The organism is Mesorhizobium sp. 113-3-3 (assembly GCF_016756495.1).
GTDB lineage: Bacteria > Pseudomonadota > Alphaproteobacteria > Rhizobiales > Rhizobiaceae > Mesorhizobium.
The window spans coordinates 3,455,810-3,475,142 of record NZ_AP023243.1 but is presented as its reverse complement, the minus strand read 5'-3'; the positions used below and the strand labels follow the sequence as shown (position 1 = coordinate 3,475,142).

Genomic DNA, 19,333 nt, shown 5'->3' with positions numbered 1-19,333 from the left:
TTTCTTGCCGCCCCCACTATTATGCACCCCGCAAGACTTTGCGGCTTGAGGGGTAATCTGAAATGTCAGAAGCGCCCATCGTCATCCTTATCCATGGAATCCGGACCGCCGCATGGTGGCAGAACCGGATCGCTTCGGTCATCGAAAGCGAAACATCAGCAACCGTCATTCCGATAAAATATGGCTATTTCGACCTGCTGCGGTTCTGGTGCCCCTTCGGCATCTGCCGGGCAGGCCCGATCGAGAAGCTGCGCCAGCAGATCGAGGGGGTCAGCAAGCACTATGGCGACAGGCCGCTGATCGTCTTTGCGCACAGCTACGGCACCTATGCGCTGACCCGGGTGATCCTGCAGAATCCCTACTTCCGGTTCGACAGGGTCATCCTGTGTGGCTCGGTGGTTCCGCAAGATTTCGACTGGCGCGCCGTCGAAGACCAGATACGCGGCCCGGAGAAGCGCAACGCCATCATCAACGAGTGCGGCACGCGCGACATCTGGCCGGTGCTGGCGCAATCCGGCACCTGGGGTTACGGCGCCACCGGAACCTACGGTTTCGGAACGTTCAATGTCCGCGACCGCTTTCACGACATCACGCACAGCGAGTACTTCACCAACGAATTCGTCAAGGCCAACTGGATCCCCCTGGTGCGCGGCGAGAAGGTGACATTCTCGGATGTGGATACCCAGGGTGGCGGAACCCCGGCATGGTTCAATCTGCTGCGGCTACCGCTGAAGTGGGTCCCGTTTGTCGCGGCCGCCGCGGTGGCGGCGGTGCTTGCCCTGCATCCGGTCTGGATACTCGGTGGCTGTCCCAGCGGCGAGAAGCCCTACAAGGGCCAATGCGTGACCGAGGATTGGCTGGCAGGCCGCAAGGATCTGAAAAAACAACTTGGCGATGTTGTTGCGGAGGTCAACAAGACGCTTGACCTCAAGGGCGGTCGTCTGTTCCCCCTGATGGACGAATATGAAGCCGAGCCGACGCCGGAAAAATGGGCCGAGATCGTCCAGGTCGCCGACGTTTTGCTGAAGCAGATCGATGACGGCGTCGCCAAGGCGCTCGACTATGATTCCAGGCTGTTCGGCGTCGGCAACAACATCATTTTGATTACGTCGACAGGCAAGCAAACCATCGACAAGAAATACAGCAACCCCTTCGTGACCGTCGAAAAGCAATGGAACGGGCGCCAGTTCGTCGTCAACCAGATCATCAAGGTGAAGGAGATGCCGACGGTCGAGCAGGCGCGGGAGTGGCACAAACAACTGTCCGAAATGCATCAGCAGTTGACCGTGGAAATGCAGAAACTGATGGATTTGCTGGATGACGACGGCGAGCCGGGCGGATCGAGCGCTTAAGCAGGATCCCCCGGTGACCGGAAATGAAAAGGGCGGCACTCGCCGCCCTTTTGCTGGATACAACCGAGTTTTCGCTCAGTTCTTGGCCTTGTCGACCAGCTTGTTTTTCGAAATCCCCGCGCGCCCGCAGGGCGAAGCCCGAGGACGCGCAAAGGCCATAACGTGGATTTCGCTCAGTTCTTGGCCTTGTCGACCAGCTTGTTCTTCGAAATCCACGGCATCATCGCGCGCAGCTTGGCGCCGACTTCCTCGATCTGGTGGCTGTCGTTCATGCGGCGGATGCCCTTGAAGCGCGACAGGCCGGCGCGGTATTCCTGCATCCATTCCGAAGTGAACTTGCCGGTCTGGATGTCCTTCAGCACGCGCTTCATCTCAGCCTTGGTCTCGGCGGTGATGATGCGCGGACCCGAGACATACTCTCCCCATTCGGCGGTGTTCGAGATCGAGTAGTTCATGTTGGCGATGCCGCCTTCATAGATCAGGTCGACGATCAGCTTGACCTCGTGCAGGCACTCGAAATAGGCCATTTCAGGCGCGTAGCCGGCTTCCACCAGCGTCTCGAAGCCGGCGCGGATCAGTTCGACCAGGCCGCCGCACAGCACGACCTGCTCGCCGAACAGGTCGGTCTCGCATTCCTCGCGGAAATTGGTCTCGATGATGCCCGAACGGCCGCCGCCGACGCCGCAGGCGTAGGACAGCGCCAGGTCGAGCGCATTGCCAGAGGCGTCCTGGTTGACGGCGACCAGGCACGGCACGCCGCCGCCCTTCTGATACTCGCCGCGCACCGTGTGGCCCGGGCCCTTCGGCGCGATCATGACGACGTCGACGGTCGACTTCGGCTCGATCAGGCCGAAATGCACGTTGAGGCCGTGCGCGAAGGCGATCGCCGCGCCGTCGCGGATGTTCGGCGCGATCTCGTTCTTGTAGATGTCGGCCTGCAGTTCGTCGGGCGTCGCCATCATCATCAGGTCGGCCCATTTGGCGGCGTCGGCCACGCTCATCACCTTGAGCCCGTCGGCCTCGACCTTCTTGGCGGTCGCCGAGCCGGCCTTGAGGCCGATGGCGATCTCCTTGGCGCCGGAATCCTTGAGATTGAGCGCATGCGCCCGGCCCTGGCTGCCATAGCCGATGATGGCGACCTTCTTGCCCTTGATCAGGTTGAGATCGGCATCACGATCGTAATAGACGCGCATTTTACTTCCTTCCCGTTTCTAAGATCAGAGGCCTCGCGGCCCGGTTTTTGCTCCGAAAAGAGCGAGAAACTGCTGCGTCGCGCGCACGGCATCGCCGCCGATCGTCGCCTCAGTCAATTCCAGCCGGTCGCCAAGCAGCAGACGGATCTGCACGTCGCGGGCGACCAGCCCGAAAAAGGTGCGGAACGCCGTCTCGGCATCCGCGAAATCGAGAAGCCCGGCCTGGCGCCCGGCCTCGAGCACCGGCTTCAGCCGCCTCGCCAGCGCGAACCGGCCATTCTGCAGGACGACGGCGCCAAGATCGTCCTTGCCGGATCCGGCATGGCCGACGGCGACACGGTTGAGCGCGATCGAGGTGTCGCTGGAAATCACCTTCAGCCAGTCTGAAGCAAAACGCTCCAGGCTTGCCGTCAGCGAGGCAAGGTCGAGCCCCTTGCCGTCGACGGACGCCACCCGCACCTTGGAAGCCTGCCACTGCACGGTTGCCGTCAACAGCCCGTCGCGGTCGCCAAACCATTTGTAGAGGGTTTCCTTGGAACAGCTGGCCCGCCGCGCCACGGCGGTCATGGTCAGTTGATCGCCCTCCTCCACCAGCAGCCGCAAGGCCGCATCCAGAACGGCCTTCTGCCGTTCCGTCAGCGCTTGGCTGTTGTCGATGTCGGTGTTTGCCAGCAACACGCTCTGTTCCCGTTCGATGGTCGTGGCCGCGGATCACTCAATAGCCGTACCGTACGTTACGGTTCGGCATATTGCGCAATCCGATAATCGAAGCAAGAGGGAAAAGTAGAAATATTCGCCTGCAAACGGCGACAATGCGCAATGGCCAGCCGAGTTGGCCAGCCTCAATCGCCGGCGGGCGGATTGCGCAGCCGGCCAAGCAGTGCCGACACCGCGTTCAACTCATCCGGCGAGAGCCTGGCGCCAACCAGTTCGGCGATTGACCGTCCGTAGACGGCCCACATCCGCCGGCGCGTCTCGCGCCCCTTGGCTGTGATGCGGATGGTCTGGCCGCGACCGTCGTCGGCGACCTTCAGCTTCTCGACCAGCCCGTCGGCTTCGATCCGGGCCAGCAGCCGAGAGATGTTGTATTGCGCAAACAGAGTGCGCTCGATCAATTGAAACGGCCGCAGGCCGCCCTCGCCCGCCTCGGCGAGCTCGTGCAGCACGTCGTACCAGGCAAGCGGCGGCAGGCCGCTCTCCTTCAGTGCGTCTTCGGCATTTTCCACCAGTTGGCGCGACACGCGCATCAGGCGGGCCCAGGCCTTGATGGCCTCAGGCGAAGGCGTGGCTTTCTCGGTCATGGCCCACCCTAGATGATAGATGCAAATGCATCAAGCTTGACGATCGATGCATCTGCATCTATATAGATGCAATTGCATCAACCCGAAAGGCAAACCGATGAAACACGAAATCTGCAAGGTCGCCGACGTCCCTGAGACGGGCAGCCTGATTGCCCCGTTCTTCGGCCGCGAGGTCCATGTCTGGCGCAGCGGCGAACGCATCCGCGCCGCCGCCAATGCCTGTCTGCATTTTGGCGGACCGTTGGACTGCAAGGATGGCAAGCTGGTCTGCCAATGGCACGGCGCCGCCTTCGACATGGCATCGGGCGATCGCCTCGACGGTCCTGCGCCCAGGAATTCCCGCCTGATGTTCCTCTCGACGCGCGTCGAAAACGGCGCGTTGAACTATGTCTGGGGAGAGTGAGATGACCGACAAGCTCATCCTCGTCAGCCACCCTCTCTGCCCCTATGTCCAGCGCGCGGCGATCTCGCTGACCGAGAAAGGCGTGCCGTTCGAGCGCATCGACATCGACCTCGCTGACAAGCCTGTGTGGTTCAAGGCGATCTCGCCGCTCGGCAAGGTGCCCCTGCTGCGCGTCCAGCGAAATGGCGACGAAACGATCATCTTCGAATCGGCCGTCATCCTCGAATTCCTCGAGGAGACGCAGGCCAATCCCCTCCACCCGGCCGACCCCTACTCCCGTGCCCGGCACCGTGCCTGGATCGAATACGGCTCGGCCATCCTCAACGCCATCGGCCGCTTCTATTCGGCGCCGACCGAGGCCGGCTTCCTTGCCGAGTCCGCCGCGCTATCAGAGATGTTTGGCCGCCTGGAGACTGAACTGGCGGACGATGCCTTGCGGAATGGGCCGTGGTTCGCCGGCGACCGCTTCTCGCTCGTCGATGCGGTCTACGGGCCTGTGTTCAGATATCTCGACGCTTTCGACCGGATCGGCGATTTCGGCATTCTGGACAGCAAGCCGAGCGTCCAGGCCTGGCGGCAGGCGTTGAATGATCATCCGTCAATCAAGCACGCCGTGGCGCCGGATTACCCGCGCCGCCTGCATACCTTCCTGCAGGCCAAGGGATCCTTTCTGTCGAGCCTCATCCGCCGAGGCGATCAAGACGGAGCATTTGCGTTGGCACGATCGGCTTGAAGGGGGATCACGAGCAAGTCTGCGCTTCGAGCGGCCTCAGTTCTCGAACATGACAAAGGCAGCCCAGACCCGCGGATCCTGGGCGCCTGATATCTTGCCGTCGCGGGCATCGCGGCGGGTCTGGCGCAGCGCTTCCGGATAGGTTTGTCCCGCGGCAAGATGGCGGTAGAACCCGACCATGAAGGCGGCGGTTCCGGCGTCGTCCACGGGCCACAGCGTCAAAAGCGAGCGTTTGGCGCCGGCAATGTCGATTGCCGTCGGCAGGCCGCGCAAGCCTCCGACGAACGTCTCCTGGCCACGGGCCGTCTCGCAGGCGGACAGGACAAGCAGGTCGAGGCCCGACAGATCCCAGTTCATCAGTTCCATGCCATAGAGCCGGCCGTCCTCATCGTCGCGCTTCATCGACTGCCGGTCTCCCGACTGCGACAGCACGACCTGACTCTGCCAGAGCGCATTCACGGCCCCCACGCCGCCCTCTTTCTCATCCCGGTAAGCGCCATGGGTGGCCAGATGCGCGATCGTCGCCTGCTCCATATCCTTGCGCAGCGTCCGCTCGCTGGCCGCCGTTCCGGTGAGCATTTCGACCGAATAGTCGTCGGCACGCAGGATCGAGGCGATCGCGTCGACCTCCTTGGCTGTGCCCGGCAGCGGCTCCGCCCCTTTTTCCGAACCGCGCGCATAGTCCAGCCCCCCGGCCAGCAGGGCTTTGCCCTTCTTGGGAAAACTCTGATCGACGCCGGCGCTCAACAGCGATTCCGGCCGCGTCAGCATGCGCACGACGAAACGGTCATCGAGCGACGCGCCCTTGCCGTCCTGCAGCAAGGGAAATGGCACCGAAAACAGTTTCCCGTCCGGCACCACGAAAAGCGTATCGGCGCCACCAAGCGACGGCTCCAGCGGCGCGATCAAACCGGCATAGAGCCCGGTGAACGTGGCGTTCAGATCGATCAGGGTCACGGCGCCCCGCTCCTGAGCCGAACGCGTCGACCTCAGATTAGCCATGCGTGTTTCGCGAGCGGCCGGGATGAGCCGGCGCGGATCGCCAAGGTCATAGAGAGACGGCTGCTGGTCCTTGCGGGTAACGATGGCATAGAGGCGCTCGTCCTCAAGCGGATCGGCGCTCTCCCGATCCGCCCGCCACTTGCGGGTGATGAAGTAGTCGATCAGCGCCTCATTCGGCTTCAGCAGGGTGCCGGCGGATGGCAGCGGCTTGTCCACCACGCTCTGGCTGAAACTGTATTTGGCCATGACTCTGGCCATGGCCTTTTGGTATGCCGCTTCAACCTGTCCCGGCTGCACCGCCCCGGGATCGTCGGAACTGTCACCGCTGGAGGCCGCCTCCTGATATGCCAGGGACAGTCGGATCCCGGCCTGGATCAAATTCTGTGTCTCAGTGTCGTTCGGATCGATCAGGCGGGACAGTCTGCGCAACAGATCGCGTTTCTCATTTTCAAGCGTCGGCCAGCGGCGCACGGCTTCGGCAAATGCCGGCACCACCGATGCATTGCCTTTTGCGAGGCGCGCATAGTCGTACAGCATGTCGTCGGCCAGGGCGCGGCTGGCCTCGGCCACGATTGGATTGCCGGCAGTGCTCACCTGGAACCAATTCCAACGCAGCATGTCCTCGTCGAGAGCCGCGAAATCGGCAGCCGCCTTCTCCGGGTTCGTCTTCGCCTTGAGATTTGCCATGGCCTGCCGAGCGGCAAAGGCCAGCGGGTGCACCACCCCGTACGTCGCTTCGGCTATGTCTTGGGCCCGCTCAAGCTGGCTCATGCCGTTTTCCTTGTCGCCCACTGCGAAGAAATGCGCGGCGAGCAGGTTGGCGATCTTGATTGCCAGTATCTCGGGATAGTTCGGGTCGATGGTCAGTTGTTGCAGCCTTGCCAGCGTCGGCTGATCGAGCGGCTGCGCACCAGAGAGCACCTTAGTGTAGAGCAGCCAGGCATCGGCCTGTTCGACCAGATTGCCTTCCTGCTTGAGAACGACGGCAATGTCCCGGTTCTGCTGGAAGTAGCGCAAGGCCTCGTCGTATCTGTCAAGGTCCAGATAGTCCTGCGCCGTGTTATTGGCGCTGACCAGAACGTTGAAATGATCTGGGCCGTAGTAGCCGATCCGCTTCTCCAGCACGGCCAGGTCGTACTGCAAGGCGCGCGTCGGAGCCCCCATCTGGCGCAGCATGTCGGCCAGATTGTTCTGCAGCTTCCAGATGAAACGATCGTCGGTACCGGCGACCTGCTCGGCCAACTTCAGATTGCGCTGCTCGATATTGATCGCCGAGGCGATTTGACCGAACGCGGCGACCCCCGTCGCCAACACATCGTTGGCAAACAGGAGTTCCTGAGACTCCTCGCCGTGGTAGTGGGCGTATAGATTGGTGGCCGTCGCGCACATGGAAACGAAGCCCTGATAGTCCTTCTCGGCCTGCTTCAACATCGCGTAGTTGAGATAGAAATCGGCGCGCTTGGCGACATCCTGCTGCATCGCCCGGGTTTTCAGGCCTTCGGCAAAAATCTCCTCGGCATTGTCGAGAATCTGGTTGTTGAGAAAAGTCGCGCCGGCGTTCGAGTAGCTCTCCACGGTGAATTCGTAGAGGTCGCTTCTGGCGGCATCGAGCAGCGTTGCGCGCAATTGCGCGTAGCCTTCGTCAAAGCGCCCGGCGTCCATCATCAGCTTGTAGGCCGCGTCGATCCGGGCCGTCAGGACCTCCTGGCTGTGCGCCGGCTCATGCTCGCTGGCCTGGTCAGGCGTCTGGGCTTGCGCCTGCGGCGAAAGAAACGCCACCACCAGCATCAGCAGGACAGGCGCAACAACGCGCATCAGATGTTGCGATTCTCGCGCTCTCAACATGGCATGCATGCGACCCGGCCTGGGCGAAAACTCTATGATGCAGTCGTATCACGACCTGGATTTTGTTCGAAATCCCATCGCACTTCCGTCAGCCCTGCCCGCCTGAACGGGTCGATCACCGTGCCGGCGACCATCGAGGCGAGAAGCTGCGGTGCCGGCGGGATTTTTGCGATGGTCGCCACCAGCCTGTCGCGGATGAAGGGTAGCGCCACGGAATCCGACTGGTAGAACGGCGTGAACGCCAGCGACAGCGCCTGGAAGACACGCACGTGCCAGCGCCGTGCCCCGGCATAGGCTTCGAGCGCTGCTTCGATGCTCTGCGTGCGCGCCAGCGCGTGGCCGAGCGCGGCCGCGTCGAGCAGCGCCATGTTGGCCCCTTGACCAAGCTGCGGGCTGGTCGAGTGCGCGGCATCGCCGATGACGGCCAACCGCCGGCCGATCGGCAGTTTCATCGTGTGGTGGCCGTAGCGGGCCAGCGACAGCTGGTCGAAACTGTCGATCTGGCGGGTGAACGCCTCGCTTTGCGGCCACAGCCGCACCACCCTCTCCTTCCAGGCGTCGATGCCGGCAGCACGCACCGCGTCGGCGTCATCAGGCTTCAGGCTCCAGAAGAAGGCCGCCATCTTTTCGGCGCCCGGCTCCGGCCGGCCGATCGGCAGCACGCCGATCATCACGCTGGCCTTGTCGTAGCGCTGCAACAGCGCGTGTTCGTCAAAGCCTTCGCCACGCCAACCGAGCGATGCCCAGAAGGCGCCATAGGTCAGAGGGCGCGGCGCGCCTGCATTGGCCACGCTTTGCCGCAGTTTGGAGCGCGCACCGCTGGCGTCGACGACCAGATCGAACGGCCCTGCCCTTCGTCCATTGCCACAGACAAGAGTCGCCCGTTCGCCCGCTTCCACTGCCTCAATCTCAACGCCGGTCTCGATGGCGATGGCCTCGCGCCGGGCGGCGCGAAAGAGCACGCCGAACAGCGCCGCGCGGTGCACCGCCAGGCCGAAACGGCGGCCGCGCTGGGCGCCGTAGCGAACGTCGAGCACGGTGCGTCCGGTCGAGGCATCGGCGCCATGCAGCCGGTCGATGCGGGCGCCGAGCGCGACGATGTCGTCGAGCAGGCCGAGATCAGCCAGAACCGTCAAGCCGGTCGGCTGCAGGATCAGACCGGAGCCGACGGGCTTCGGCTCCTCGAAACGCTCGAAGATGGTGACCCTGTGCCCCGCCCGCTTGAGATAGAGCGCCATGGCCAGCCCCGCCGGACCGGCGCCTGCAATTGCAATGTCGTAGGAAATGCCGATGCCCCCAAGCCGAACTGGCCGGGACAATCCTTCAGCCGCCGGATGAAATCAAGTCGCGACGCCGAACGCCGTCGCGCTGCTCAGGCCTGCGCTGCGTCGAAACCGGCGCGTGCCTCGCGCACCGCATCGTGGTTGAGTTCGGCCCATTGGATCAGATGATGCAGCGCGCTGAACATCGAACGTCCGAGATCGGTCAGGCTGTATTCGACGCTGGGCGGCTTGGTCGGGAACACTTCGCGATGCACATAGCCGTCGCGCTGCAGATCGTAGAGCGTCTGGGTCAGCATGCGCTGCGAGATGTCGGGCACCAGCCGCCGCAACTCGCCGAAGCGATAGGGCTGCTCGGCGAGCGCCGCCATCAGCAGCGAACTCCACTTGCCGTTGAGCCCCTGGATGACGTCGCGGACCGGGCAATCGGCAAGATTGCCGCCGCCGGTCATGGCTTTGAAGACGTCGAGCTTGGATCTCAGATTGACGATCCGGCTGTCCATGGCTGGTTCCCTGCGTGTGCCTACCTCCCGAAAAACTGCCTTCTTTACGGCGCCGGGTCAATTCCTATTCTAGTGCTGGTCTCTTTTTGAGACCATATACGCACCCGCCATGCTGGCGCAGATCAGGACCTCCCCATGACCGAAACCCTTCTCGTCACCGGCGCTTCCGGCCAGCTCGGCCGCAGCGTCATCCGCTATCTCCTGGACACGCACAACGTTCCGCCGGGAAAGATCATCGTCACCACCCGCAACCCGGAAAGCGTGGCCGATCTGGCGGCGCGTGGCGTCGTCGTCCGGGCCGCCGACTTCAACGACGCGACCTCGCTGGAAAACGCATTCAAGGGCGCCGACAGGGTGCTGATCATTTCAACCAGCGATCTCGATCTCAAAACCGGCAGGCGCCTGAAGCAGCATGAGACGGCGGTGGCGGCGGCGAAGAAAGCAGGCGTTTCGCATCTGCTCTACACGTCGATGCCCAATCCGGAGCCGGTTTCGCCGGTGCTGTTTGCCGGCGACCATTACGGCACCGAGCAGGCGATCAAGGCCAGCGGCATCGCCTATACGATCTTCCGCAACGGCTGGTACCAGGAGAACCTGTTCATGTCCCTGCCGCAAGCCATTGCCTCGGGACAGTGGTACACGTCCGCGGGCGACGGCCGCATCGCCCATGGCGCACGTGACGACATGGCCGCGGCCATTGCCGCGGGCCTCGCCTCCGGTTCGACCGACAGCAAGACCTACACGCTGACCGGCCCGCAGGCCTATACGACAGCCGAGATCGCCGCCTTGGTGAGCGACGTCACCGGTAAGCCGCTGGACGTCATCCAGTTGCCCGACGAGGCCCTGACAGAAGGCGTGAAGGCGGCCGGCGTTCCCGAGGAATTCGCTCGCGTCATCGTGTCCTTCGACGCCAACACGCGGTCCGGCCGCATCGCCATGACGACGGACGCGGTCGAAAAGCTTTCGGGCAGGAAGCCGCGGACGCTGAAGCAGTTCCTCGAGGCCAACAAGGCCGCGCTGGCTGGTTGAAAGGTGCGCGGCGGGAGGTCTCCCTGCCGCCGTGCTACTTCTTGAGCAGACCGAGCCGGACCAGGCTCTCGCCGGTGGCGGCCAGCGCGTCCTCGCGCGGCGCCCAGCCGAGCACACACACCGCGTGGCGCTGGTGGCATTCTTGACCTTGCCCAGTTTCGTCACCAGCGTCGCGGCTTAAGGGTCGAACAGCCCTAGGATCCGCACCGGCCAATCGGGAAGCTCGCGCGTCGTGGCGCGCGCGCCGCCGCATCGCCGAGCCGCTTTTTCACGGTCTGCGCAATTTCCCGCACGGGCATGAAATCGCCCGATCCCGCCAGGAAGCGCTCGCCTCTGACGGCCGGATTGATCGATCGCGTCAGATCGCCACCTGCGTGCCGATTTCCACGACTCGTCCTGTCGGGATCTGGAAATATTCGGTCGCATCGGCCGCCGTGCGCGCCAGGCCGATGAACAGCCGGTCCTGCCACACCGGCATGCCGGAATTGGGCGAGGCCTTGAGCGAGCGCCGCGACAGGAAGAACGACGTCGTCATAATGTCGAACTTCCAGCCCTGCTTGCGGCAGATCGCCAGCGCGCGCGGAATGTTGGGCTGTTCCATGTAACCGAAGGTCAGCGTCACCCGCATGAACAGCTCGTTGACCGTCTCCATCTTGACCCGGTCGCTGTCGGGCACCACCGGCTGCGGCGCCGTCACCACCGAAAGGATGACGTTCTGCTCATGCAGTACCTTGTAGTGCTTCAGGCTGTGCATCAGCGCTGTCGGCGCACTCAAGGGATCGCTGGTCAGGAACACCGCGGTGCCGGACACCAGCTGCGGCTTCTTCTTCAACAGATTGCCGGCGAGGAAATCCAGCGGGATCTCGTTGCGGCGGGTCTTGTCGAACAGATAGCGGCTGCCGCGCACCCAGGTCCACATCCCCAGCACGATGGTGAAGGCCACCAGCAGCGACGCCCAGCCGCCTTCGAACACCTTGACGATGTTGGAGGCGAAGAAACCGATATCGATGAAGGCAAACAGCGCCGTCAGGCTGATCGCAACCCAAAGCCGCCATTTCCAGATGCGGGTCATGACGACATAGAGCAGCACCGTCGTCACCAGCATGTTGCCGGTCACCGAGATACCGTAGGCCGAGGCCAGCTTGCTGGACTCGCCGAAGCCGACCACCAGCATCATCACCACCAGCGCCAGCAAAAGGTTGACGCGCGGCATGTAGATCTGGCCGGACTGTTTTTCCGACGTGTGCAGGATTTCCAGCCGCGGCAGCATGTTGAGCTGCACCGCCTGCCTGGTCAGCGAGAAGGCGCCCGAGATCACCGCCTGGCTGGCGATGACCGTCGCGGCTGTCGCCAGCACGACCATGGGAATCAGCGCCCAACCCTCGTTCATCTCGAAGAACGGGTGGCCGACGACGCCATTCTTGGCCAGGACGAAGGCGCCCTGCCCGGCATAGTTGAGCAGCAGGCAGGGGAACACGATCGACAGCCAGGCGAGCACGATCGGCTTGCGGCCGAAATGGCCGAGATCGGCATAGAGCGCCTCGGCGCCGGTGACGGCCAGGAAGATGGCGCCGATGGTGACGAAGGCGACGTCGGGAGAATGGATCAGGAAGGCGACGATATAGTGCGGGCTGATCGCCCACAGGATTTCCGGATCGGAGATGATGTGCTTGAGGCCTGAAAGGCCGATCGCCAGGAACCAGACCGCGGTCACCGGGCCGAAGACCAGTCCCACACCTCCCGTGCCAAAGCGTTGCACCGCGAACACCAGGGCGAGGATGACCAGGGTCAGTGGCACCACGTAAGGCTGGAAAGCCGGCGTGACGACATTCATGCCCTCGACCGCCGACAGCACCGAAATCGCCGGCGTGATGACGGCGTCGCCGAAAAACAGCGAAGCGCCGACGATGCCGATGCCCAGGATCACCGCCGAGCGCTTCGGGAAACTGCCGCGCGCCAGTGCCATCAGCGACAGCACGCCGCCCTCGCCGCGATTGTCGGCGCGCAGCACGAACATGATGTATTTGATGGTGACGATGATCGTCAGCGACCAGATGATCAGCGACAGCACACCCAGAATATCGCCGCGTTGCGCAACGCTGCCGTGGGACGACGCTACCAGCGCTTCGCGAAAGGCATAGATCGGGCTGGTGCCGATATCCCCATAAACCACGCCCAGCGCGCCCAGCATCAGCACCTTGGTGCTATGCTGTTCGATTTCCGGATGGCTCGACTGTTCGACGGGTTCTGCCTCACTACCAGCATTGGCAAGGGCCATGGACGACACTCCGATAAGCGCGCGGTGCTCTACGCTTGCTGCAATGCAATATCAAGTGCCGTCGCGTAATGGCTCCCATGCCGGCAACGCTAGGCTCCGTGGGAAATGGCCGTAATCCAATGGTCGCGGGCTGAATTCGCGGCTGCGGCATCCATCCTAAATAGCGACTTGCGTGCCGATTTCCACGACACGTCCCGTCGGGATCTGGAAATATTCGGTCGCATCAGCCGCCGTGCGCGCCAGGCCGATGAACAGCCGGTCCTGCCACACCGGCATGCCGGAATTGGGCGAGGCCTTGAGCGAGCGCCGCGACAGGAAGAACGACGTTGTCATGATGTCGAACTTCCAGCCCTGCTTGCGGCAGATCGCCAGCGCACGCGGAATGTTGGGCTGTTCCATGTAACCGAAGGTCAGCGTCACCCGCATGAACAGCTCGTTGACCGTCTCCATCTTGACCCGGTCGCTGTCGGGCACCACCGGCTGCGGCGCCGTCACCACCGAAAGGATGACGTTCTGCTCATGCAGCACCTTGTAGTGCTTCAGGCTGTGCATCAGTGCTGTCGGTGCGCTCAAGGGATCGCTGGTCAGGAACACTGCGGTGCCCGACACCAGGTGCGGCTTCTTCTTCAAGAGATTTGCGGCGAGGAAATCGAGCGGGATCTCGTTGCGGCGGGTCTTGTCGAACAGATAGCGGGTGCCGCGTATCCAGGTCCCCATGATCAGCCCCATCATGCAGGCAACCGTGATCGATACCCAGCCGCCTTCGAAGATCTTCACGATATTGGCCAGGAAGAAACCGCTGTCGATGATACCGAACAGCAAGGTCAGCGGCAGGGCGACCGCCAATGTCCATTTCCACAGCTTGCGCATGACGACGAACAGCAGGATCGTCGTCATCAGCATTTCACCGGTCACCGAGATGCCATAGGCGGAGGCCAGCGAACTCGAGCTGCCAAAACCGACGACCAGCAGCATCACCCCCAGGGCGATTAGCAGATTGACGCGGGGCATGTAGATCTGGCCGAGTTGCATTTCGGACGTATGCTGCACCTCGATGCGTGGCAGAAGGTTGAGCTGCACCGCCTGGCGGGTCAGCGAAAAAGCACCTGATATGACTGCCTGGCTGGCGATGACGGTCGCGGCCGTCGCCAGTCCCACCATCGGCATCAATGCCCAGTCAGGCAGCATCTGGAAGAATGGATTGGTCGGCCTCCCGCCATTGGCCAGCACAAAGGCACCCTGCCCGAAATAATTGAGCAGCAAACAGGGGAAGACCACGGAAAACCAAGCCAACACGATGGGCTTGCGTCCAAAATGGCCGAGATCGACATAAAGCGCCTCGGCCCCGGTCACCGCCAGGAACACCGCGCCGACCGTGACAAAGGCGGCTGTGGGTGTGCTGAAGAGATAGGCGACCGCGTGATACGGATTGATGGCCAGCAGGATCGATGGATCGTCCATCAGGTGATAGAGCCCCGCTACGCCGATAGCCAGGAACCACAGCGCGGTCACCGGCCCGAACACCGCGGCCACCTTGCCCGTGCCGAAGCGTTGCACCGAGAACAGGATGGCCAGGATGAGCAGCGTGATCGGCACGACATAGGGGTCCAGTGTCGGCGTCACCACCGTGAGGCCTTCGACCGCCGACAGCACGGAGATGGCCGGTGTGATGATCGAATCGCCGAAAAACAACGCCGCGCCGCAAAGGCCGATCGCCAGGATCAGCCGCGCGCCTTTGGGATAGGCGCTGCGCGCCAGCGACATCAGCGACAAGGTACCGCCTTCGCCCTTGTTGTCGGCGCGAAGCACGAAGGCGACATATTTTATGGTCACGATGATCGTCAGCGCCCAGACGATCAGCGACAGCACGCCAAGCACGTGAGCGCGTGTATCGGTACCGGGCGAAGCGTGAAGCGCCTCGCGGAAGGCGTAGATCGGACTGGTGCCGATATCGCCATAGACAACGCCGAGCGCACCCAGCATCAGAACCTTGGTGCTGTGCTGCTCGGCCCCGGAATGGCTCGATTGCTCGACGGTTTCGGCCTCGCTACCGCGACTGGCAAGGTCCATGGACCACCCCCCGACGAGCGCGCGATGCTTCACGTATGCTGCAATGCGATGTCAATTGCACGCTATGGCTGCCATACCTGCAAAGCGAAGCTCTACCCCTACCAGCCGCAGGCTCTGAGGAACCGGCCCACCGTGCCGGCCATGCCATACTCCAACGCGTCGGCTGTCAACCCATGTCCGATTGACACTTCGGCCAATGCCGGAATGCGCTTGGCCAGAGCCGGCAGATTGCCCACCGTCAAATCGTGCCCGGCATTGACCTGGAGACCGGCAGCAAATGCGGCGTCGGCCGTTTTTCCCAATCTTTCCAGTTCCTTGGCGGCTTTTTCGGAATCGGAATGATAGCTGCCATAAGGGCCGGTATAGAGCTCGATCCGGTCGGCGCCGGTGTCGCGCGCGGCCGTCATGCCGGCGGGATCGGCGTCGGAAAACAGCGACACCCTGAAGCCGCCCTTCTTCAAGCGCCGGACGATCGGCGTCAGGAAGGCGGCATCGGCGACGAAGTTCCAGCCATGGTCGGAGGTCGCCTGTGCCGGATCATCGGGAACCAACGTCACCTGTTCGGGCTGATGCTTTTCCACAAGCGCCAGAAAATCCTCGCTCGGGTAACCCTCGATGTTGAACTCCGCCTTTGGGAACTCATCGTCGATCAGCGCCCTGATTTCGGGCAGGTCGGAATGGCGCGTGTGACGCTCGTCGGGGCGCGGATGGACCGTCAGCCCATGCGCTCCGGCGGCAAGCGCGAGCCGGCCGATGCCGATCACGCTGGGCCACGGCAGGTCGCGTCGGTTGCGCAGCATGGCGATGGCGTTGAGGTTGACGGAAAGCTTGGCGGGCATGTCTGGCGTCCGTGAAATCAGGCGGTTGGCGGTGCGCCACGGCCACACGTTCATCCGCGGCGCGCTCGAGATCGGGCATCTATAGCGCCTTTGACGGGAACAGATAGGGGTTTCCGGTGTTCCAGAAGACCAACGCTGTTCCGCCAAAGGAGGCCCCACCCGTGAATTTCCTGCAATCCGTGCCGGCGATCCGCCGCATCGACACCTCTCGTGATGACCTGTTCGCCATCGATGTCGTCGGTCATGTATCGGCGGCCGATGCGGAAAACCTGTTCGGCCTGCTGGAGGCGGCCTATGCGCTGCATCAGCGAATCGACGTGGCCGTGCGCATGGTCGATCACGATGGCGTCGACTGGACCGACATCTCCGACGAGACCCTCAAACAGGGTGCTATCCATGCATCGGAGCATATAGGCCGTTGCGCGGCGATCGGCACGCCGGACTGGACGCCGGACGCACGGCACGCTTTGCCCGCTTCGTCACCCATCGAATTCAGGCATTTCAAGGCCGAGGATGAAGATGAGGCCTGGGAATGGCTCGGCGCCGGGCAGGTCGGCGTGCGAGAAAAGCCGGCGTCGTAGCTCTACCGGACGATGGTCAGCCGTTCGGCGGCCCGCGTAATCGCGGTATAGAGCCAGCGCTGGCGTGTTTCCTTGAAGGCCCAGCTTTCGTCGAACAGCACGATCTCGTTCCACTGCGAGCCCTGAGCCTTGTGCACGGTCAAGGCATAGCCATAGTCGAAATCGTCAAAACGCTTCTTCTGCTGCCACGGGATATCGGCGTCGGGATCCTCGAACGCCGCCTTGAGCAGCTTGATCTTGGCGACGCCGCGGTCCGGATCGTCCTCTTCCGGCGAGACCAGAAGGTTGATGCCAGGTTTCACCGTCTCGCGCGACGAGGTCATCACCTTCCACAGCGAACCGTTGAGCAGGCCCTTGGCGGGATCGTTGCGCAGGCAGACCAGCTTATCGCCGGCCTGGGGATAGTCGGCATTGAAGCCCTTGAGCTCGCGCAGGCGCTGATTGTAGCGGCGGCGGGTGCGATTGGTGCCGACTAGCACCTGGTCCGCCTTCAGCACCAGTTCCTGGGTGACGTCTTCCTTGCCGATCACCTGCGCCGTGCCATAGTCGCCGCGCATGAATTCGCGACCTTCGCGCACGTCGAGGGCCAGCCGCAGGATCGGATTGTCACGCGCCTGCCGGTGGATCTCGGTGAGCAGGAAATCTGGCTCGTGATCGGTGAAAAAGCCGCCGCCCGAGATCGGCGGCAGCTGGCCGGGATCGCCCAGCACCAGGATCGGCGTGCCAAAACTCATCAGGTCCCGGCCAAGCTGCTCGTCGACCATCGAGCATTCGTCGATGACGACCAGTTTCGCGCGCGAGATCGGGCTCTGCCGGTTGAGCGAGAAGGTCGGCGACATCGAGGTCTTGCCGGTCACCTCGTCCTCGACCGATTCCTCTCCCTTGGGCCTGTATATCAGCGAATGGATGGTGCGGGCATTGACCGCCCCCTTGGAGCGCAGCACCTGCGCTGCCTTGCCGGTGAAGGCGGCGAACTGCACCTGGCCGTCGACATGTTCGGCGAAATAACGCGCGAGCGTCGTCTTGCCGGTGCCGGCATAGCCGAACAGCCTGAACAGCTGCGGCTTGCCGGCCTGCAGCCAGCGGGCGACCGCTTGCAGCGCCTCGTCCTGTTGGGGTGAGAATTCCATCTGATCGTGTGACCGGATTCGCGAGGGAAAGACAAGATAGGCGCCACCATCGATACAGACGGCGGCTAACTCCCCACACCCAGACTATCAGGCGAAAATTGGAACGTAAAGAGAACAAACATCGCTCCGCCCGTGATCACCTCACGGCATGCGGATCGTTCTCCAGCAAGATCGGCTTGCCGTGCGGGGTGGCGTGCGCCGCGCGTTCCCAGGCCTGCGCCATCGCATCGACATCGGATTTGGCGGCCAGCCCCTTTGAGGCCAGCAGCCCCTCCAGCGCCGCCAGCCAATGCTCGTAATAGTCATGGCCATCGGCTGCGGCACCCGGCTTCTTCACTTCTGCCGACAGCGCATCCGCCCACTCGCTCCACGAGAACAGGCCCTTGTCATGCAGCGCCACCGTCATGGCGAACGCCTCGGCCTGCCATGGCTCGGCGAAGACCGCCGCATCGAGGCTGGCGGGCAAATCTGCGGCGATCCCGTCAGGCCGGCTCAAGATAACTCTCCCAGGCGTCGATCGAAACGACAAGCGTCGGGTCGGCCCCCTCGCCCCAGATTTCCGGACCGTCGAAAACCACCGTGTAGACCCATTGCGGGTTTTCGCCCTGGCCATGCGCGTTGCTGTCGGGAAAGACAAAACCGTCGCGCACCGCCTCGATTGTACCCCGCTTGCCGCGTGCATAGCGCGGCAGCCTTGTATGGCCGGTCGGGTTGAAGTTCTTCGTCCGCACGGCATCGCCGGCCTTGAAGCGTGGCGCTGTTTCGACCGGCCGATCGCAAGGACCGCCCTTGGCCAGCACGGCAGGCACGTTTTCGGCTTTCAGCACCCGTTTCGGGGTCGCCGCTCTATCGATCGCCTCGCCTGCCTCGAGATCGCGCTCGCTGACGAAACCGTGGCGCTTGAGCAACTTTTCCAGCGCCTTGATCCAGATCTGGTAGTAGCTGGAGGCATAATAATCGGCCGGATGCAGCGATTCCCGCGCATGCCGGCTCTCGTCGATGGTCCAGGCACCCATGGCGCCGGCGCAAAGCGTCACGCCGAGTGCGCGCCTCTCCCAGGCAGCGTGGAAATAGGGCTCGTCCTGTTCGGGCGCGACCGGGCCGAAGCCCATCTGCCCGCCGAGATCGTGCGGCCCGTTCATGCCGGCTGCCTCGTTTGTTGCGGTTCCTGGGCGAGCGCCGTACCGATCATCGCATCGCGGCTCACCAGGTCGGCCAGTTGCTGCTCGCTCCAGCCTTCAGTGCTGGCCGGGCGCATCGGCACGACGAGATAGCGCAGTTCCGCCGTCGAATCCCAGACGCGTATCCTGGTGGTCGCCGGCAGCGTCAGCCCGAATTCCTCAAGCACGCCACGCGGATCGATCACCGCGCGCGAGCGATAGGGCGGCGCCTTGTACCAGACCGGCGGCAGGCCGAGCACCGACCATGGATAGCAGGAGCACAACGTGCAGACGACGAGGTTGTGCGTATCCCCGGTGTTGAACACCGCCTGCATGTGCTCGCCTTGCCGGCCGGTATAGCTCAGCGATTCGATCGCCGCCGTCGCATCGCGCTTGAGCCAGTCCGCATAGGCAGGATCGCTCCAGGCCTTGGCCACCACCCTGGCGCCGTTGCGCGGGCCGATCTTGGTCTCGTAGGTATCGACGATGACGTCGATCGCCGCCGGATCGATCAGGCCCTTGCGGGTCAGGATGGTCTCCAGCGCCCGCACGCGGGCGGCAAACGGATCGAGCTCGTTGTCGTGGTCATGATCATGGGACATGGGCACAAATTACGGTTCCGCCCCGCCGGCTG

The 19,333-nt window shown here is 63.2% G+C and carries 19 protein-coding genes; 6 read left to right on the top strand and 13 right to left on the bottom strand.

What is annotated here, in order from left to right; genetic code table 11:
- The first annotated feature begins 62 nt into the window (after positions 1-62).
- Positions 63-1,352: an alpha/beta hydrolase gene (locus JG746_RS16900; protein WP_202359158.1), complete on the top strand. Its 1,290-nt coding sequence runs from the start codon at positions 63-65 to the stop codon at positions 1,350-1,352.
- Between the two features lie 173 nt (positions 1,353-1,525).
- Here JG746_RS16900 and ilvC read toward each other — a convergent pair whose 3' ends face one another.
- From ilvC to JG746_RS16885, 3 genes are all read right to left on the bottom strand, one after another.
- Positions 1,526-2,545, bottom strand: coding sequence for a ketol-acid reductoisomerase (ilvC, locus tag JG746_RS16895; RefSeq protein ID WP_010910140.1), 1,020 nt, complete (start codon positions 2,543-2,545; stop codon positions 1,526-1,528).
- A gap of 24 nt (positions 2,546-2,569) precedes the next feature.
- Entirely contained in the window at positions 2,570-3,223 is a 654-nt protein-coding gene (locus tag JG746_RS16890) for a TetR/AcrR family transcriptional regulator (RefSeq protein ID WP_202359157.1), read from the bottom strand.
- Positions 3,224-3,387: 164 nt separating this feature from the next.
- Positions 3,388-3,846, bottom strand: coding sequence for a MarR family winged helix-turn-helix transcriptional regulator (locus tag JG746_RS16885; protein WP_202359156.1), 459 nt, complete (start codon positions 3,844-3,846; stop codon positions 3,388-3,390).
- Positions 3,847-3,943: 97 nt separating this feature from the next.
- On the opposite strand from JG746_RS16885, the gene JG746_RS16880 reads away from it, so the two are divergent.
- Together JG746_RS16880 and JG746_RS16875 are read left to right on the top strand one after the other, a co-directional pair.
- The gene (locus JG746_RS16880; RefSeq protein ID WP_202359155.1) at positions 3,944-4,249 is read left to right on the top strand and encodes a Rieske (2Fe-2S) protein; all 306 of its coding nucleotides are present in this window, start codon (positions 3,944-3,946) and stop codon (positions 4,247-4,249) included.
- 1 nt (position 4,250) lies between these two features.
- Positions 4,251-4,982 carry a glutathione S-transferase family protein gene (locus JG746_RS16875; RefSeq protein ID WP_244730840.1) on the top strand — a complete coding sequence of 244 codons (732 nt, stop codon included), beginning with the start codon at positions 4,251-4,253 and terminating at the stop codon, positions 4,980-4,982.
- A 36-nt stretch (positions 4,983-5,018) separates the two neighbouring features.
- Here the strand turns inward: JG746_RS16875 and JG746_RS16870 are convergent, their stop codons facing one another.
- The 3 genes from JG746_RS16870 to JG746_RS16860 form a co-directional block, all read right to left on the bottom strand.
- On the bottom strand, positions 5,019-7,799 hold the full coding sequence (locus JG746_RS16870; protein WP_202359153.1) for a CHAT domain-containing protein: 2,781 nt from the start codon (positions 7,797-7,799) through the stop codon (positions 5,019-5,021).
- 62 nt (positions 7,800-7,861) lie between these two features.
- Positions 7,862-9,148 (bottom strand): FAD-dependent oxidoreductase, encoded by a 1,287-nt coding sequence (locus JG746_RS16865; protein WP_202359152.1) that lies wholly within the window; start codon positions 9,146-9,148, stop codon positions 7,862-7,864.
- A 53-nt stretch (positions 9,149-9,201) separates the two neighbouring features.
- Positions 9,202-9,612 (bottom strand): winged helix-turn-helix transcriptional regulator, encoded by a 411-nt coding sequence (locus tag JG746_RS16860; protein WP_202359151.1) that lies wholly within the window; start codon positions 9,610-9,612, stop codon positions 9,202-9,204.
- Between the two features lie 135 nt (positions 9,613-9,747).
- Here JG746_RS16860 and JG746_RS16855 point away from each other — a divergent pair, with 135 nt between their 5' ends.
- Both JG746_RS16855 and JG746_RS16850 read left to right on the top strand, forming a co-directional pair.
- Positions 9,748-10,641, top strand: coding sequence for an SDR family oxidoreductase (locus JG746_RS16855; RefSeq protein ID WP_202359150.1), 894 nt, complete (start codon positions 9,748-9,750; stop codon positions 10,639-10,641).
- Between the two features lie 31 nt (positions 10,642-10,672).
- On the top strand, positions 10,673-10,822 hold the full coding sequence (locus JG746_RS16850; RefSeq protein WP_202359149.1) for a hypothetical protein: 150 nt from the start codon (positions 10,673-10,675) through the stop codon (positions 10,820-10,822).
- Positions 10,823-10,999: 177 nt separating this feature from the next.
- Here JG746_RS16850 and JG746_RS16845 read toward each other — a convergent pair whose 3' ends face one another.
- From JG746_RS16845 to JG746_RS16835, 3 genes are all read right to left on the bottom strand, one after another.
- Positions 11,000-12,919: a potassium transporter Kup gene (locus JG746_RS16845; RefSeq protein WP_202359148.1), complete on the bottom strand. Its 1,920-nt coding sequence runs from the start codon at positions 12,917-12,919 to the stop codon at positions 11,000-11,002.
- Between the two features lie 156 nt (positions 12,920-13,075).
- Positions 13,076-14,989 carry a potassium transporter Kup gene (locus JG746_RS16840; protein ID WP_202359147.1) on the bottom strand — a complete coding sequence of 638 codons (1,914 nt, stop codon included), beginning with the start codon at positions 14,987-14,989 and terminating at the stop codon, positions 13,076-13,078.
- A 98-nt stretch (positions 14,990-15,087) separates the two neighbouring features.
- Positions 15,088-15,828, bottom strand: a complete 741-nt coding sequence (locus tag JG746_RS16835) for a pyridoxine 5'-phosphate synthase (RefSeq protein ID WP_202359146.1) — start codon at positions 15,826-15,828, stop codon at positions 15,088-15,090.
- A 161-nt stretch (positions 15,829-15,989) separates the two neighbouring features.
- Between JG746_RS16835 and JG746_RS16830 the strand changes: the two genes are divergently transcribed.
- Complete coding sequence (locus tag JG746_RS16830) at positions 15,990-16,409, top strand: STAS/SEC14 domain-containing protein (protein ID WP_202359145.1); 420 nt, start codon at positions 15,990-15,992, stop codon at positions 16,407-16,409.
- Positions 16,410-16,411: 2 nt separating this feature from the next.
- On the opposite strand, the gene JG746_RS16825 is transcribed toward JG746_RS16830, so the two are convergent.
- The 4 genes from JG746_RS16825 to nthA all read right to left on the bottom strand — a co-directional run bounded on the left by JG746_RS16825 (position 16,412) and on the right by nthA (position 19,301).
- Positions 16,412-17,539 (bottom strand): ATP-dependent DNA helicase, encoded by a 1,128-nt coding sequence (locus tag JG746_RS16825; protein WP_010910153.1) that lies wholly within the window; start codon positions 17,537-17,539, stop codon positions 16,412-16,414.
- A 136-nt stretch (positions 17,540-17,675) separates the two neighbouring features.
- The gene (locus tag JG746_RS16820; protein ID WP_202359144.1) at positions 17,676-18,035 is read right to left on the bottom strand and encodes a nitrile hydratase accessory protein; all 360 of its coding nucleotides are present in this window, start codon (positions 18,033-18,035) and stop codon (positions 17,676-17,678) included.
- Positions 18,022-18,681, bottom strand: coding sequence for a nitrile hydratase subunit beta (gene nthB / locus JG746_RS16815; protein ID WP_202359143.1), 660 nt, complete (start codon positions 18,679-18,681; stop codon positions 18,022-18,024). Before nthB ends, JG746_RS16820 begins: the two co-directional genes overlap by 14 nt.
- Positions 18,678-19,301: a nitrile hydratase subunit alpha gene (gene nthA / locus JG746_RS16810; protein ID WP_202359142.1), complete on the bottom strand. Its 624-nt coding sequence runs from the start codon at positions 19,299-19,301 to the stop codon at positions 18,678-18,680. Before nthA ends, nthB begins: the two co-directional genes overlap by 4 nt.
- Positions 19,302-19,333 lie beyond the last annotated feature (32 nt).